The sequence below is a fragment of the Stutzerimonas stutzeri genome (assembly GCF_013522825.1).
GTDB classification, from domain to species: Bacteria; Pseudomonadota; Gammaproteobacteria; order Pseudomonadales; family Pseudomonadaceae; genus Stutzerimonas; species Stutzerimonas stutzeri_AK.
In genome coordinates this window covers 114,488-129,288 of the sequence record NZ_JAAMQZ010000012.1, presented here as the reverse complement: position 1 = coordinate 129,288, position 14,801 = coordinate 114,488, and the positions used below count along the sequence as shown (strand labels likewise).

Annotated in this window: 10 protein-coding genes and 4 pseudogenes; 5 read left to right on the top strand and 9 right to left on the bottom strand. The window is 61.1% G+C overall.

Going from position 1 to position 14,801, the window contains the following annotated elements; all coding sequences use genetic code 11:
• Positions 1-123 precede the first annotated feature (123 nt).
• Both G7020_RS24350 and G7020_RS24345 read left to right on the top strand, forming a co-directional pair.
• A pseudogene (locus G7020_RS24350) lies at positions 124-345 on the top strand (transposase domain-containing protein); the annotation flags it as partial.
• A 95-nt stretch (positions 346-440) separates the two neighbouring features.
• Positions 441-599: pseudogene (locus G7020_RS24345) on the top strand (transposase); the annotation flags it as partial.
• Positions 600-734: 135 nt separating this feature from the next.
• Here G7020_RS24345 and G7020_RS09995 read toward each other — a convergent pair.
• The 7 genes from G7020_RS09995 to G7020_RS09965 form a co-directional block, all read right to left on the bottom strand.
• Positions 735-902: a hypothetical protein gene (locus G7020_RS09995; RefSeq protein ID WP_003464276.1), complete on the bottom strand. Its 168-nt coding sequence runs from the start codon at positions 900-902 to the stop codon at positions 735-737.
• Positions 899-1,954 carry a DUF4105 domain-containing protein gene (locus G7020_RS09990; RefSeq protein ID WP_003464273.1) on the bottom strand — a complete coding sequence of 352 codons (1,056 nt, stop codon included), beginning with the start codon at positions 1,952-1,954 and terminating at the stop codon, positions 899-901. The genes G7020_RS09995 and G7020_RS09990 overlap by 4 nt, the downstream gene beginning before the upstream one ends.
• Positions 1,951-3,552 carry an esterase/lipase family protein gene (locus tag G7020_RS09985; RefSeq protein WP_100549211.1) on the bottom strand — a complete coding sequence of 534 codons (1,602 nt, stop codon included), beginning with the start codon at positions 3,550-3,552 and terminating at the stop codon, positions 1,951-1,953. The genes G7020_RS09990 and G7020_RS09985 overlap by 4 nt, the downstream gene beginning before the upstream one ends.
• A 410-nt stretch (positions 3,553-3,962) precedes the next feature.
• Positions 3,963-4,178, bottom strand: coding sequence for a YgdI/YgdR family lipoprotein (locus G7020_RS09980; RefSeq protein ID WP_003464264.1), 216 nt, complete (start codon positions 4,176-4,178; stop codon positions 3,963-3,965).
• A 43-nt stretch (positions 4,179-4,221) separates the two neighbouring features.
• A complete protein-coding gene (locus G7020_RS09975) occupies positions 4,222-5,337 on the bottom strand; it encodes an ABC transporter permease (protein ID WP_100549188.1) in 1,116 nt (371 codons plus the stop codon).
• Between the two features lie 2 nt (positions 5,338-5,339).
• A complete protein-coding gene (gene rbbA, locus G7020_RS09970) occupies positions 5,340-8,075 on the bottom strand; it encodes a ribosome-associated ATPase/putative transporter RbbA (RefSeq protein WP_100549187.1) in 2,736 nt (911 codons plus the stop codon).
• Positions 8,072-9,145 (bottom strand): HlyD family secretion protein, encoded by a 1,074-nt coding sequence (locus tag G7020_RS09965; RefSeq protein ID WP_100549186.1) that lies wholly within the window; start codon positions 9,143-9,145, stop codon positions 8,072-8,074. The genes rbbA and G7020_RS09965 overlap by 4 nt, the downstream gene beginning before the upstream one ends.
• Before the next feature lie 974 nt (positions 9,146-10,119).
• Here G7020_RS09965 and G7020_RS09960 point away from each other — a divergent pair.
• Positions 10,120-11,127: pseudogene (locus G7020_RS09960) on the top strand (IS5 family transposase).
• 117 nt (positions 11,128-11,244) lie between these two features.
• Here G7020_RS09960 and G7020_RS09955 read toward each other — a convergent pair.
• On the bottom strand, positions 11,245-11,802 hold the full coding sequence (locus G7020_RS09955) for a VOC family protein (RefSeq protein ID WP_100549184.1): 558 nt from the start codon (positions 11,800-11,802) through the stop codon (positions 11,245-11,247).
• 33 nt (positions 11,803-11,835) lie between these two features.
• On the opposite strand from G7020_RS09955, the gene G7020_RS09950 reads away from it, so the two are divergent.
• Both G7020_RS09950 and G7020_RS09945 read left to right on the top strand, forming a co-directional pair.
• A complete protein-coding gene (locus G7020_RS09950) occupies positions 11,836-12,654 on the top strand; it encodes an AraC family transcriptional regulator (protein WP_100549183.1) in 819 nt (272 codons plus the stop codon).
• Positions 12,655-13,203: 549 nt separating this feature from the next.
• Positions 13,204-14,163, top strand: coding sequence for an AraC family transcriptional regulator (locus G7020_RS09945; RefSeq protein WP_258189293.1), 960 nt, complete (start codon positions 13,204-13,206; stop codon positions 14,161-14,163).
• A 91-nt stretch (positions 14,164-14,254) separates the two neighbouring features.
• Here the strand turns inward: G7020_RS09945 and G7020_RS09935 are convergent.
• Positions 14,255-14,773: pseudogene (locus G7020_RS09935) on the bottom strand (IS21 family transposase); the annotation flags it as partial.
• Between the last annotated feature and the right edge of the window lie 28 nt (positions 14,774-14,801).

Sequence of the window (14,801 nt, the reverse complement as noted above, 5' to 3'; positions counted from 1 at the left end):
CTATGCCGATGACGTACAACCGGGTGCCTAGAGGTGCCTTAGCGGAGGCTTGAGCCGTGTGCTGGGAAACTCGCATGCACGGTTCTTAGGGGGTTGGACGCGGGCAACCGCGTCTGACTACCCGACAACCAGATCCGGCCCTGGGCACTGGGGCGCTCGAACTGGTTGTTTGCAGGATCGCTACGCAGCGGCAAACGCGCGGCGGCGATCATGAGCCTTATCCAGTCGTCCCGAATGAACGGGCATGATCCGTATGCCTATCTCAAGGACGTGCTGACACGCCTGCCGACGCAACGGGCGAGTGAGGTCGGCCAACTGCTGCCGCATCAGTGGGCGCCTGCCTGAATCACGCAAGGTGAGTTCGGCGTACGCTTACGATGAGAAAGCATCGCTACCCGAGCAACGTGAGTCGTGAGCAGTTTGAATAAGGCCAAGCCTTATTGAAAAGCATACGCAAGCGCACCAAACCCCGAAGCGTGGATCTCTACGAGATTTGGTGCGCCGTGTTGTATCTCTTGAAGACAGGCTGCCAGTGGCGCCTGATTCCTAGTGACTTTCCGCGCTGGCAAACGGTGTCTCGCTACTTCAAGCAGTGGAGCGCAGCTTTGCTTGTCCAGAAAAGTGTCGGCGGTTGTGGAAAAACTGCGGGCACAAATTCAACACCAGCTTGCAGTTCATCCACTTGGCCTTTTGGCCTTTCTCGTCCTACTACTCGAAAGATCGTAAACAGGCTCTTACATCCCAAGTTCCAGATAGAGCTTGTAGCCTATGGTGCAAAACATCAGCAGGATGCCTAGCACCATGGTATAGATTCCCAAATCGTGGTCACGCTTGGCGAAACCGATCGTTAGCAAGAGGAAGCCTGCCACTATCAGCGCGATCATCACTTCGAGTTCGTTCATTCCTCTCTCCCCGGTCGTTCATCGTTGTTGGTCTTTGTTTCCACTGCCCAGCCCGGTACGCCTTGGCGGATCTGTCTGGAAAAGTCCGCCGCCTCGTCCGCCTGGCGGGCGCGTCCGGTGATTCGCCCCCGATTGCGTAGTGCGTCCAGGCTGTAGCCCTGTTGCAGGCCGCCGATATCCTGCACGTAGCCTGGCAGGTAGCCGGTCAGCAGCAGGCGGTGATCGACGGGCAGGCCGCCGATGATGCTCTGCACCATGTCGAAGACGATGGTCGTGCAGTTGGCGGTCAGGGTGTTGTAGAAGCGTGGCCGTTCGACCAGGGTGTTGGCCTGCTCGACATAGGAAAGCAGGAGTTCGCGCATGACCGGCCTGGGCATGTCGATGCGGTACAGGTAGACGTCCTCGTCGCGCACGTTGGTACGCACCCGCACGGCGTCGCGCTCGTCGGTGGCGACGATGCTGAGTTCGAATTCCTTAAAGAAGCCGCCCAGCTCCGAGTAGCGCTCGCCCTTTTCCTTGCGGGTCTCCACGGTGAAGACCAGGTACCGGCCGTCCTCGAAGCCGAAGGACACCAGGATATGGGCGATGGCCGGCATGCCCCAGTAGGAGGTCAGCAGGTCGACCGAGGCCAGTTGCCGCAGGTCGTAGGAACGGCTTTCCCAGGCGATGTCGTAGTCCTCATCGCTGCGCCAGTCGAAGTTGCGCACGTTGTCCAGCAGCAGCTGTTCGTCGACCACCCGGCCTTGGGTCATGCGTGCCACGTCGTCGGCCCAGGCGCGTTGGTTGGACGGTTGCAGGCTGTGCCACCAGGCCAGCAGCACGGCGAATGCCAGCAGGTGGATGGACAGCGCCCACAGTGGTGGCCGCCGCCACAGCAGGACAAGGGTGAGGACGCCGAGCAGGCACCAGAGTGCGACCAGGGCGTACCCCGCCAAAGGAGGCCAGTTCAGCCGGTAATCCAGGGCGAGGGCGCCCCAACTGGTCGTCAGCGGGATGAGCAGGGTTAGGAGCAGGCGCGTCAACAGCCGCAGCATGAGATGCGGGCGTTTCATCGCGTATCCTCTTCGCTCAGGTGCTGGTGGAGGATGCGGCGTATTTCGATGATTGCTTCCGGCGTTTCCTGGACGCTGTGCCACGAAGGGATGATCTTCTCCGACTGTGCACCCTCCAGATGGGCACTGGTATAGGGCACCACACCATCACTGGTGCTTGCCAGCAACAATTCGGGCGTATGGTTGCCGATGATGCTGTGATAACGCACCTGGGGCGAGATCGGCAATTCGGCCGCGGCCCTGACGAAGGGGTCGTTGGCGCTGAGGTTGTCGATGCTATTGAGGCCTCGGGTCAACGTCACGGGTGCCGCCGAGTTGGGGTCGACCAGTACCTGGGCGAGCTCGCTGAAGCGGCCGAGTACCGAGACCGGCAGCTTGACCAGGCCGGCGGCCCAGCGCGACAGGCGGTTTTCCGCGAAGGGTGTGCCACGGTGCGGTGCCGCGGCGAAGACGGCCCGGCTGACCTGGGGCAGTGGCTCGAAATCCAGGTAGGGGCCCAGTTTCGCGCGGGCCCGTTCCTGCCTCTTGCCACTCATGTCGTATTGCGCCGTGAGCGACGACCACAGTTGGTCTTGCGAGGAGGAAACCAGCAGGCGCGACAGCACACCGCCCATGCTGTGGCCGACCAGTACGATGTCGCGGCTGGCCGCGGCGTTGCCCTGTGGATCGAAATGCCTGAGGGTTTGCTCGATGGTTTCGCGGATTGCCTTGTTGTTGAAGGCGATCGGCAGGTTGGTCGGGTAGTAGATCTGCCAGATCTGGTAGTTGTTGCGTAGCGCCTCGTCGCCGAGCACTTCGTTGGCGACGTTGATCCAGGCTTCGGGGCTGCTGGCCAGGCCGTGCAGCATGATGATGATGCGGCGCTCGGGGTCGTAGGGTTGCAGCAGATAGAGGTGCGGTGCTTCCAGCACTTCGCCGCGACCGACCAGGGTCAGCAGGGACTGGCGGGCGAAGCCGGAACGGGCCAGCCACAGGCCGTATCCGGAGGTGAAATTGGCCGCGAGTGGAACCGACTGGCCTGCCACCTCGAAGTGGGTGGTGCGATAGGGATCGTAGCCGCTGATATCGGCCGTGCGGGTCGCCAGCACCTCTGCGAGGGTGCTGCCCGGAAAGCGAATCACCGCACTGATGGCGGGGAAGGGCGTCTCGCTCCAGGGCAACCGGTCGCTCTGGCTGGTGACCACGCGCTTGCGGGTGACGGCGACCAGTTCGGCGCCGAGCCCGTCGCGCCGATACTGGTTGCGCAGACCTGCGAAGGAGAGGGAGGCGGCGGGGATCAGTTCCTGAGGAAGCTGCCGGCCTTCGGCCAGCCTGACTTCCTGCATGGTGCCGCTGATGTTCCAGTGTGCCAGGCGCAGGTGGAATTGCTCATCGGCCGTTTCGCGCTGTGGAGGTTTGCCACGATACAGCTCGAACAACAGGGTCAAGGCTTCCTGTACCGCGAAATTGTAGTAGTCGCGCACCTGGGTCTGGCGATCCTCCAGGGCACGCTGGCCAGTGTTGCGGGGGGTAAAGAAAAGATAGGCATAGGCGTGCCGGGCGCTTTCCAGATAAGCGTCGACGCGTGCCTCCTGTCCATGCAGACCCTTGCTGCGCATGGCTTCGAGCAGCCACAGCTCGGCCAGGGCCGACAAGCGATTCTCGTCGGCGAGGCCTGTGTTGTCGGCGAGTTGACTACGGCACTCGGGCAGATCCTTGCGGCAATCCTTCTCGGCAATGCCCACGACCTGCAGGGTGGTGCGAGCGGATGCGCTGAGGCTACCGGTGGTGAGCACGTCGCCACGGCGCAACGTCAGGTAGTCGTCGTTCTTGATTGCGTTGACCTTGACGCCGGCGCAGCCGTAGAGGAAAAGCGCCGAGAAGATGAACAGCCAGGCACGTGATGGGTACAGGAAGGAGCGGAGCACGAAGATTCTCAAGGCAAGGGTGGATGGCGATTCTAATGGGGAGCGATGCGAAATATCACCTCGCCGGCGGGGCTTCGGCCCTGCCGCGAGGTTCGCTCGGGTTACAGCTCCTGGATGGTACGCACCTGATCCTTGTTCAGGCGCTGGCGTTTGCCATCCAGTTGCTCAAATTCGTAGAAACCGCTCTTGGCGTCGTAATCAGGGGTGTCTAGGGTTTGGATTTCCCGGCCGTCGTTGAGCACGATCAGCGACGGCGTCGAGCAGCCGGCCAGTAGGCCGAGAGTCAGGAATACGCTTGTTAGGAAGGTTTTTTTCATGTCGATGCTCCGTTCAGGGCAAGGTTGCAGGGAGGGGGTGCTACTAACGTAGCGATTTGCGCAATCGAGACAGCGCGCCGAGGAAGAACGCCGTACCGATCACTGCCAGGGCCAGCAATTGCGGCCAAACCACGGAGGTGCCGGCTCCGCGGAACAGGATGGACTGGGCCAGTTCGACGAAGTGCGTGGTGGGGGCGATCAGCATGATGTGTTGCACCGCTTCTGGCATGCTTTCGCGCGGTGTCATACCGCCCGAGAGGATTTGCAGTGGCAGCAGCACGAGGATGATCAGCAGGCCGAGTTGCGGCATTGACCGGGCCAGGGTACCGAGGAAGATACCCATCGAGGTGGTGGCGAACAGGTGCAGGGCGACTCCGCAGAGAAATAGCAGGGTGGAGCCCGGGATCGGCACCGCCAACCAGCCTTGTATGATGAAACGCAGGGAGAGAGTGGTCGCCAGCAGTACCACGATGCCCATCGACCAGACCTTTGCAGACATGATTTCAAAGGCCGTGACCGGCATCACCAGCAGGTGTTCGATGGTGCCATGCTCACGTTCGCGGATCAGTGCGGCGCCGGTGAGGATGATCGACAGCATGGTTATCTGGCTGATGATGGCGTTGATGGAGCCGAACCAGGACTGCACCAGGTTCGGGTTGTAGGCCATGTGCACGACAGATTCCACGGGGGGGCTGCTGACGCCTCGGTAACGGTTGAGGAACTCGCCGACCTCGTCGCCGATGATCTGCTGGATGTGCCCGGCACCACTGAAGGCTTGGCTGATCTGGGTGGCGTCGACGTTCAATTGAATGACCGGCTTGCGCCCTGCGAGCAGATCCCGTTGGAAGTTTGGCGGTATGTTCAGAGTGAAGGTATAGAGCCCGGTGTCCATGCCATCGTCCATCTCGCTGATGCTGATGTAGCGTGGTGTGAGGAAGTAGGGTTGCTGAAAGGCGCCGATGATGCGGTTGGTCACCTGGGAGCGATCTTCGTCGACCACAGCTATGGTGGCGTGGAAGGGCGTTTCCGGAATACTGGTGGCTTGGGAGTAGATGCTCAGGGTGAAGGAATAGGCGATCAGCAGGAGCATGGCTGGGTCGCGGCACAGGCTGCGCAGTTCCTTGATCCCCAGTTGCAGGATGTTGCCCAGTTTGCGCATGTTCACTTCTCCTGCTTCTTCAGGCCGGCGATGCTGAGTAGGGTCAGCACGGGGATGGTCAGCAGCAGAGGGATGAAATAGCTGTACAGATCGGGAAGGCCGAGAGCTTTGGAGAACACGCCACGGCTGATGGTCAGGAAATGGCTGGTCGGATAGATGTTACCGATCAGGGCGCTGGCTCCTTCCATGGCCGATACCGGGTGGGTCAGCCCCGAGAACTGGGTGGCGGGTACCAGGGTGGCGATGGCGGTTCCGAAGATGGCGGCGATCTGACTGTTGAGGGCCGCCGAGATCAACAGGCCCAGGCCAGTGGCGCAAATCACATAGAGCAACGCGCCGATGGTCAGCGATAGCATGCTGCCCTTGACTGGTACATCGAATACCAGCACTGAGAGGGCCACCAGCATGAAGAAGTTGACCATGCCCAAGGCGATGTAGGGCAGCTGTTTGCCGAGCAGGAATTCCACGCGAGTGACCGGCGTGACGTAGAAATTGGTGATCGAGCCGAGCTCCTTCTCGCGCACCACGCCGAGTGCGGTTAGCATCGCCGGGATCAGCATCAGCAGGATCGGGATGACCGCCGGCACCATGGCCGGTAGGCTCTTCACGTCAGGGTTGTAGCGGTAACGCAGGGCGACCTCGTACGGTGCACTCGCCATATTGCCCGTGGTCTGCTGGGCGAGCTCCTGCAGGTAGCTCTGGTGAATCCCCTGCACGTAGCCTTTGATCGTGTTGGCGCGGGTCGGCATGGCTGCATCGACCCAGAAGCCGATCTGAGGCGCGTCGCCGCGCTTGAGGTCACGGCCGAAGCCCGGGGGGATTTCCACCGCCAGGCTGATATCGCCGGTGCGCATGCGCTGGTCGAGTTCGTCGTAATCGCGCAATGGCACCTTTTCCACGAAATAGCGCGAGCCCGCGATGTTCTCGGTATAGGCTGCGCTGGTGGTGGTCTGGTCGCGATCAAGCACTGCATAGCTCAGGTCTTCCACATCCATGCTGATGCCATAACCCATGATGAACATCAGCAACACCGTGCCGACCAGTGCCAGGGTGGCGCGGATCGGGTCGCGGCGCAGCTCCATGGATTCGCGCTGGGCGTAGCTGTACAGGCGACGCAGGCTGAAGCGTGCCTGGTGGTTGGTTCCGGATCCGGCCGCCGGCGCGGGGGGCGGAGTGTCCGGTTCGGCCTGGGCGTCTTCGGCGGCGTCCTGCAGGTAGGCGATAAAGGTCTGCTCCAGCGTCGGCAGACCACGCTTTTCCATCAGTGCCTGCGGCGTGTCGCTGTCCAGCACCCGACCGGCGTGCATCATTGACATCCGGTCGCAACGCAGCGCCTCGTTCATGAAGTGGGTGGAGATGAAGATGGTCACGCCATCTTCGCGCGACAGTTTTACCAGCAGCGCCCAGAAGCCGTCGCGGGCGATCGGGTCGACCCCCGAGGTGGGTTCGTCGAGAATCAGAATTTCCGGTTTGTGTATCACCGCTACCGCCAGCGACAGACGCTGGCGCACGCCCAGAGGCAGGTCGGTCGGCAACTGTTCGGCGACGCCCAGCAGATCGAAGTGTTCAAGCATTTCCTGGACGCGGCCTCGGCGTTGCCGTTCAGGGACATGGAACAGACGAGCATGCATCTCGAGGTTCTGCTGCACCGTCAGTTCGCTGTACAGCGAGAACGCCTGCGACATGTAGCCGACCCGTCGGCGGGTATCTATGTCGCGGGAGTCGACCGGCTGGCCGAACAGCGCGCAAGAGCCCTCGCTGGCTGGTTGCAGGCCGGTGAGCATCTTCATAGTGGTGGATTTGCCACAGCCATTGGAGCCTAGGAAACCGAAGATCTCTCCGCGCTCGATGCGGAAATCCACATGGTCGACGGCGACGAAATCGCCAAAGCGGCAGGTCAGGCCGCGTGCCTCGATGGCGATCGCGTCCTTGTCACTGGCGACCTGGCGTGGCGGGATGACCAGTGCATGGTGGCCGCGGCGCTTCTCTTCCGGCAGCAGGGCGATGAAGGCCTCCTCCAGGCTGTCGCTGCCGGTGCGCCCCAGCAGTTCCTGTGGTGTGCCGGTGGCCAGCACCTTGCCGTCGTCCATGGCCACCAGCCAGTCGAAGTTCTGCGCCTCGTCCATATAGGCGGTGGCGACGATCACGCTCATGCCTGGGCGGCGCTGGCGGATGCGTTCGATCAGATCCCAGAACTGGCTGCGTGCCAGCGGATCGACGCCAGTGGTGGGCTCGTCGAGGATCAGCAGGTCGGGGTCGTGGATCAATGCGCAGCACAGTCCCAGTTTTTGCTTCATGCCGCCGGAGAGCTTGCCGGCCGGGCGCTCGGTGAAGGGCGCCAGCCCCGTGCTGCGAGTCAGGTCAGCGATCCGCGCCTTGCGTTCCTCGGCATCCTGGCCGAACAGACGGCCGAAGAAATCGAGATTTTCGAACACGGTCAGCGTGGGGTAGAGGTTCTTGCCCAGCCCCTGGGGCATGTAGGCGATGCGTGGGCAGACCTTGCGGCGATGGGCCGGCTCGGCCATGTCGCCGTCAAGCACCTGGATCGCGCCGTCCTGCATCCGCCGCGCACCGGCAATCAGTGCCAGCAGGCTGGACTTGCCAACCCCATCCGGGCCGATCAGGCCGATCATGCGATTGGCGGGGATGTCGAGGGTGACGTCATCCACCGCGGTCGTCGCGCCGTAATGCAGGCCAACGCCTTGCAGTCGTGCCACCGTGGCTGTGTGTGCCGTCATGGTTCGATCCGGATGTGCAGTTCTGCGGGCCACTCGACGGCGTCGTCGAGCTTCAGGTAGGCCATGCCGGGCACGCCGGTCTTGACTTGCTCGAGGTGATCCTTGAGCAGTTGCGGATTGATACGCGCCTTGACCCGGAACATCAGCTTTTCACGCTCGCTGGCGGTTTCCACAGTCTTCGGCGTGAACTGCGCGACGCTGGCGACGAAGGTGACCTTGGCGGGGATCACGAACTGTGGGGCGGCATCCAGGATCAGCCGCACGTCCGAACCGAGGGCGACGCGCCCGGCCTGTTGGGCGGGCAGGAAAACGTTCATGTAGACGTCGTTGAGATCGACCAGGTTGAGGATCTTGCCGCCGGCAGCCAGCACTTCGCCGGGTTGGCTGATGCGGTATTGCACCCGGCCGGAGCGGGGTGCCTTGAGCTGGCTGTCCTCTATATCGGCTTGCAGGTGCTCGACGTTGGCCTGCTCCGCTTCCAGGGCTGATTCGGCTTCGATGACCTGCGATTGCGCGGACTCGATACCGGCCTGGGCTGACAAAACCTGGGATCGAGCCGCGCTGAGGGCCGCCTGGGCGCTGTGGTAGGCGGCGCGGTCGTCATCCAGTTGCTGGCGGGCCATGGCGTTGCGCGCCACCAGCGTTTCCGTGCGCTGATGGCGCTTCTCGGCGGCGATCAGTTCGGCCTGACGCTGATGGACTATCGCTTCGGCGGTGGCCTTCTCGCTGATGCGTAGCGTCACCTGGGAATTGGCGGTGCGAATAGCGTTCTGCGCCTTGCGCACCCCAGCCTGCGCCTGGCTCAACTGCGCTTCGAGCACTAGGGTGTCCATGCGGGCCAGGGTCTGTCCGGATTCGACGAAATCCCCCTCGTCGACGAGGATGTCCAGAAGCCGTCCGGCCAGCTTGCTGGCGACATCCACCTCTGTGGCCTCGATACGCCCGTTGGCGCTGGCGAAGCCCTCGCCCAGCCCGCTCGGGCGAAATTCCAGCCACAGAATGGCTGCCGCGCCGGCCAGAATGGCCGCGGCGATGAATGTCTTGACCAGCTTCTGTTTTTCTACAGCCATGTTGTCACTGTCTCCTTACGGCGATCTGCTACTGAAGGGTATGGGCTACGTGCCCCATGCGGAACCTCTGGGGGAGGCCCATGTGCAGATCGCTGATGATCAGACTTTCCCGTCCGGGCAATTGAGGTGGCATTACGATAGTGGGGGAATGCACAGTTGCTGGCTGCTCGTGCAGCCGCTCTGTCCTGGCCTGATTGGTTAGGCGCTCAGGTGTGCATCGCCTCAATGTAGGGGGCCGTATGGCGTTCGCCGAAGCCCGTGCCAGAGCGGCCAGCGCAGCAGTTGCCCATTGCATGTGTGTGGGGATTGTCGGTTCGCTACTTTCCCCTAGCAATGTCCTGGGACACCTCTTGATTGTCCGCGGGCACCATCCTGGAGGATTTCAGGCCATTTCTTCGTTATTGACTCCGGTCGCTGTGGGGCGGTGTCGCCGGCGTGTTGTTTTCTGGCGACATTCTTCGAGGGCGTGCGCTGGTTCACCGCCTTACCGATACCGGAGCCTGATCCGGTGGCCATGGCTGTCTTGTCCTGATCTGTAACCATCACGATCTCACCAAAGGGTCTATCCCAAGCAATGTCACGGGGTTGCCTGACGAAGCTGTATGAGGTTGCCGTACGGATCCTGGGTAATGGCTGTTTGGCCGGTTCTGCTGATTTGGCCACCTCCCGCTGCAGTCATACGGGATACGGTTTTTTCGATGCTCTGGGTGTCGAAGCCGATGGCCACAACTCCGGAGTCGGAGAACGAAAGCGGCATATTCCTGGTGGCCCGATTATAGATGAACGCCTCGAGTGTTGGCCCACCTGAGCTATAGCCGGGCAGTGCGATATGCCTGCCGCGCACTGCCACGCCATCGATCCCAGTTAGTTCGAATATGAAGCCACCTTCGTAGTTGCGCTCGGCCCCAGGGAACCTCCAAAAACCGGCTGTTCCCATTAAAATCTGAGCCCCCGCCCCCCAGGACAGCTAGCCCATGCTAAGCCTATTTGCCGACCAGGAACGTGAAGCGAAACTCGACAGCTTGGGCGATCCGCTGGCCCTGCTGAACAAGCATGTCGACTTCCGCCTCATGGCTGAGGAGATCGACCGCTGGGTTCCTCGCCCGAGTCGCGCTAAAGGTGGCAGGCCTCCGTACCCGACAGAGCTCATGACGCGCCTGCTGGTCTTGCAGCAGTTGTTCAACCTGTCCGACGAACAGATGGAGTTTCAACTACTCGACCGCATGAGCTTTCAGCGCTTTGCCGGGCAGAAGAACACCGCACGCGTGCCGGATCGCAATACGATCTGGAATTTTCGTGAGCGGCTCGTTCAGGCCAAGGTCGAGCATCTGATTTTTGATGAAGTGCAGCGCCAACTGCAGCTCAATGGCTTCAACGCACGCGAAGGGCAGATCATCGATGCCAGCATCGTTCGCGCCCCGATTCAGCACAACACGGCTGAAGAGCAGGAAGTCGTGAAGCAGCGGGCAGCGCCCATCGAGTGGGAGCCGGCCAAGCGCCGACAAAAGGATGTCGAGGCGCGCTGGACGAAGAAGCATGGCAAGTCGTACTTCGGCTACAAGCTGTCGGTCAGTGTGGATCGCCGGCACAAACTGATCCGCAACGTGCGGGTGAGCGATGCCGCCGAGGCCGACACACTTCACTTGGTCGATGTACTGGATCGAGGGAACAGTAGCCGTGACTTCTGGGCTGATCGTGGCTATCACGACAAGCCACGCGAGCACTGGCTCAAGCTCAACGGATAGCGCCCGCATATTCAGCGCAAAGGACAAGCCGGCAAGCCCATCGGCGAGCGGGACAAGGCTCGCAACAAACGTATCGCCAGCCCACGGGCTCGGGTTGAACACATATTTGCCAGTCTGGCGCAGATGGGCGGCAAGACGATCCGCAGCATCGGATTGGCACGCGCGCAGTTTGGCCTGACGATCAAATCAGCGGTGTACAATCTGAAAAGGATGTCGAGCCTGCTGGAGATGGCGTGAAAATGACAACAGGCCGGTTTCTCCGGCCTGCATTCCGCCGATTGCGATAGGTACTGGCCGCATATTCTTTGTGCTAGGCACCTCTTCACGCCTTGTGTTCAGGTCAGAATCGGGTTTTTAGAGGTACCCCCCAACGGTCTCGCTACCGAAAACCACTCGGTAGAACGCAACGACACGCACCCAGTCCTGCGAGTTGTGGTTGGCGTGAAGAAACCGGAGCCGATCATTGGCGGGAGTATCCAATCCGAGCTTTGTTCGTACTAGGGAATCCAGGGTTCTGTAGATAGTCCGTGGGGTAAGTGGCGCAGGCAGAGGGATATGAATCTCAACGGCGTTGCCATCCGGATCCTGGGTATAAAGCACGGGGGCTCGATCATTGCTGGCGAACGTGCTGCTGATGGAGCCTCCCGACGCCACGATACGAGCAGCAACGCCTCGCATATCCTCAGTTTCGAAGCACAGGTGGGCATAGCCGTTGTCGGAAGCCTGGGGTGCTGGAGTCGCAGGCTGCCGTGAAGGAATCAGAGTTAGCGTCGGGCCTTCGCCGCTATAGCCGGGTGTGCGGAGCACAACTGCTTTACCAGAGGCCTCTTCCGACATGTATACGCGCTTGCCGTCCTGGCTGATCTCCAGATCGTTGCAGAAATTGATGGGACGGCTGTTGGCGTCGGTCATGGCATCCAGGGCCAGTGTTCCTTTGCCCAGAGGTTGCACTGTGCCCAGCTCGGCAGATGGATTCAGCGGCGGGGATTTTGGTACGCGCTCTATGCCTCTGCGCCGTCTTTACGGCATGCATACGAGAGCGGTCTCAAACACCAGAAGCTTCTCGGCAGCGCCTTTGACATGCGCCTGGTAGAGCGGCCTAAACACCTTGCCATCATCGCTTCGAAGCTGGTGCCGCTTGAAGAGCGCTACGTCTTCAATCAGGAGTCCTGGCTCATGGCGATCGCGAACCAGACCTCTCTCTCGATGGAGCGCCCAGTCGCTGATCTGGGACTGGAAATCGAGTTCGACTACCCAGCACCGGATGACCTTCGCCCGTACCATAAACTGTTCGGAGAGAATGTCAGATTCAGCCAGGAGTACTGCCAGGTACTGATTCCGCGCTCACTGCTGGATAAACGCCTGCCAGGTGCATGCCTAACCGGTTTCAAGATGGCGGTTCAACGCTGCGAAGAGGCCTCGAGTCGCAATCGGGCACCACTTTCGTTACCAGAGCAGGTGCGTATTCATCTGCGAAAGGATCTGCACTCACCGCCGTCAGTTGGTGAAATCGCACATCGACTCAACCTTTCGACACGCACGCTGAATCGCCGCCTGGATGAGTTGGACTGTAGTTACCGCCAGCTACTGCGAGAGGTGCGGTTTGAAACAGCCGCCCAGCTCCTGCAGGGCACAGCGCTCCCCATCGCAATCATCGCTGAGCGAGCAGGCTTCACTGACGCATCGAACTTCGTGAAGGCATTTCGTGAGTGGGCCGGCACTACCCCGAACCGATACCGGCAGCATATTCAGGATCATTGCTAGATATCGATACGTAGATGTTTGCTTCTGACTGAGTCTATTGAAAAAGTGGTTGCTGCCCCGCATCGCCGACAGAATTGCTCTGTTAGCGAAGGTGGGATGAGCTGCATGAAGAGGCAGTGACCGGATGGGGCGGCAGTGCATGTTCTACTCATTCAATCTGGAAATCACGGCCTTCAACACTCTTTGGCTGCGATTACCGACACCTCGAGCAACAGGCGTCCTGAGCTGTCGGACGTCACGCACCTCAAGCGTGGCGTGTCGAGAATGATCGACGTGGGGGCGACGATGGGAATGGGCAACAATAGTTACGGCTGCTCGCGCAACCGCTCTGTCTGGCCCTGAGTTGCTCAGGTCATTTCTTCGTTGTTGACTCCGGTCAATAGGGGAAGGCGTCGCCGAAGTGTTAGTTTGCTGGCAGCGCTGTTCTAGGTTTGGGGGGGGAATGCACAGGATCAACAGCGGCTTCGTCGCTCAATTGGTAAAAACCTGGAAGGGGAGGGGCTTGATTCCCTGCGTTTGTGCCGGCAGGCAGGGATCGATGCGGCCCTGTTGAAGCAGCCGGATGGCTTCGTACCGCGGGCCGATGCCTATCGCCTGATGATGCTGGCACAGGCTGAGTCTGGCGATCCGGATATTGGCCTACGCGCCTATCGGCATTTTCTGCCGGGAGGATTTCAGTTGGTGGGCTACACGATGATGTCCAGCCCGAACCTGCAGGGGGCACTGGAGTCCCTGGTGCGCTATCTGCCCCTGCTCGGTACCGGTGTTCAGCTCGGTTTGTCGCGGGAAGAGGGAGGGCAGCGCCTCTGGGCGATCGATGATCTTGAGGCGATCGAGAAACCCAGGGCGTTCGAAGATGCCGGCCTGGCTGTTGTATTGGGTTTCTGCCGCTGGCTGACCGGAGGCAGCCTGCCGCGCCTGCGGGAGATCGAATTCACCTACCCCGAGCCAGCGGATACGACTGAGCATCGGCGCTTATTCGATTGCTCCTTGCGTTTCGGGGCGCCTCGCATCGGTATTCTGTTCGACCGGGAGGCACTGTCGCATCCGCTGAGCACCGCTAACGAGGCTCTGGCTCTGTTGCATGGCCGTTTCGCTGAGCACCGCATGGATCAGTTGCGCAAGGCGTCCTACTCGGAGCGAACGAGAGCCTGGCTCGTCGAACGTCTCAGCCTCGGCGGCTACGATATGGGAACCGTGGCCAAGGGACTTGAGGTCAGCACACGCACCCTGCAGCGTGGACTCGCTCGCGAAGGCGCGAATTTTCGCGATGTGTTGGACGGCGCGCGCCGGCAACTGGCCGATTACTATCTGCGGAACACGTCTTACAGCATGACGCATGTAGGTGACCTGCTGGGCTTCAGAGAGGCGAGTAGTTTTCACAAAGCTTGTCTGCGCTGGTTCGGTATGCCTCCTGGCCGCTACCGGACAGAACTGTCCGAAGCCGGCTTCGTCGCGTCCGGCGTCCGAAATCCAGATGCCTATTTAGGGCGAGAATGCTCGCCATAGAGGGGGCTGATGACCAGGCAGCATTGTACGTTCACGCCCGAGTTCAAACGAGAGGTAGTTGGCTTGGTACTTGACCAGGGTTACAGCCGTATTCGGCGAAGGTGTAGCTGGACGCGCCGAGCACCGCGACGAACACCTGCGCCTGGCGGATCTCGCCGTTGTGGCGGTCGATCACCGGCACCGTCTGCCCGGCGTAGTCGACGAACAACTTCTCGCCGACGCGATGTTCCTGGCGCATCACCACGTCCAGCTTGCCCTGCCAGGCACGGTAGTGTTCGCAGAACCAGCTGTACTGAAAGCCCTGCGGCTGGCTCAGGCGGTACTCCTGCCAGAGCAGCGCCAGGGTCACGCCGGGGCGACGCAGCTCGGCATGCACCCAAGACCAATCAGGCAGTGGCCGCTGCTCGCTGGGCACTGCCGGCGCCGGTGGGAACAGCTGCTGTTCCAGCTCGGAATCGGACAACGAGCAGGGCCAGACTAGACCGCTGGCGGCAAAACGGTTGAGGTAATCGCCGACGGTGACACGACCGACCTGCACACTGACTGCAATCTGGCGAGCCGATAGCCCGACCTCGAACTTGAGACGTAGTACTTCGCGAATCTTACGCATGGAGAAACGCTCCACGACGACCTCTCTG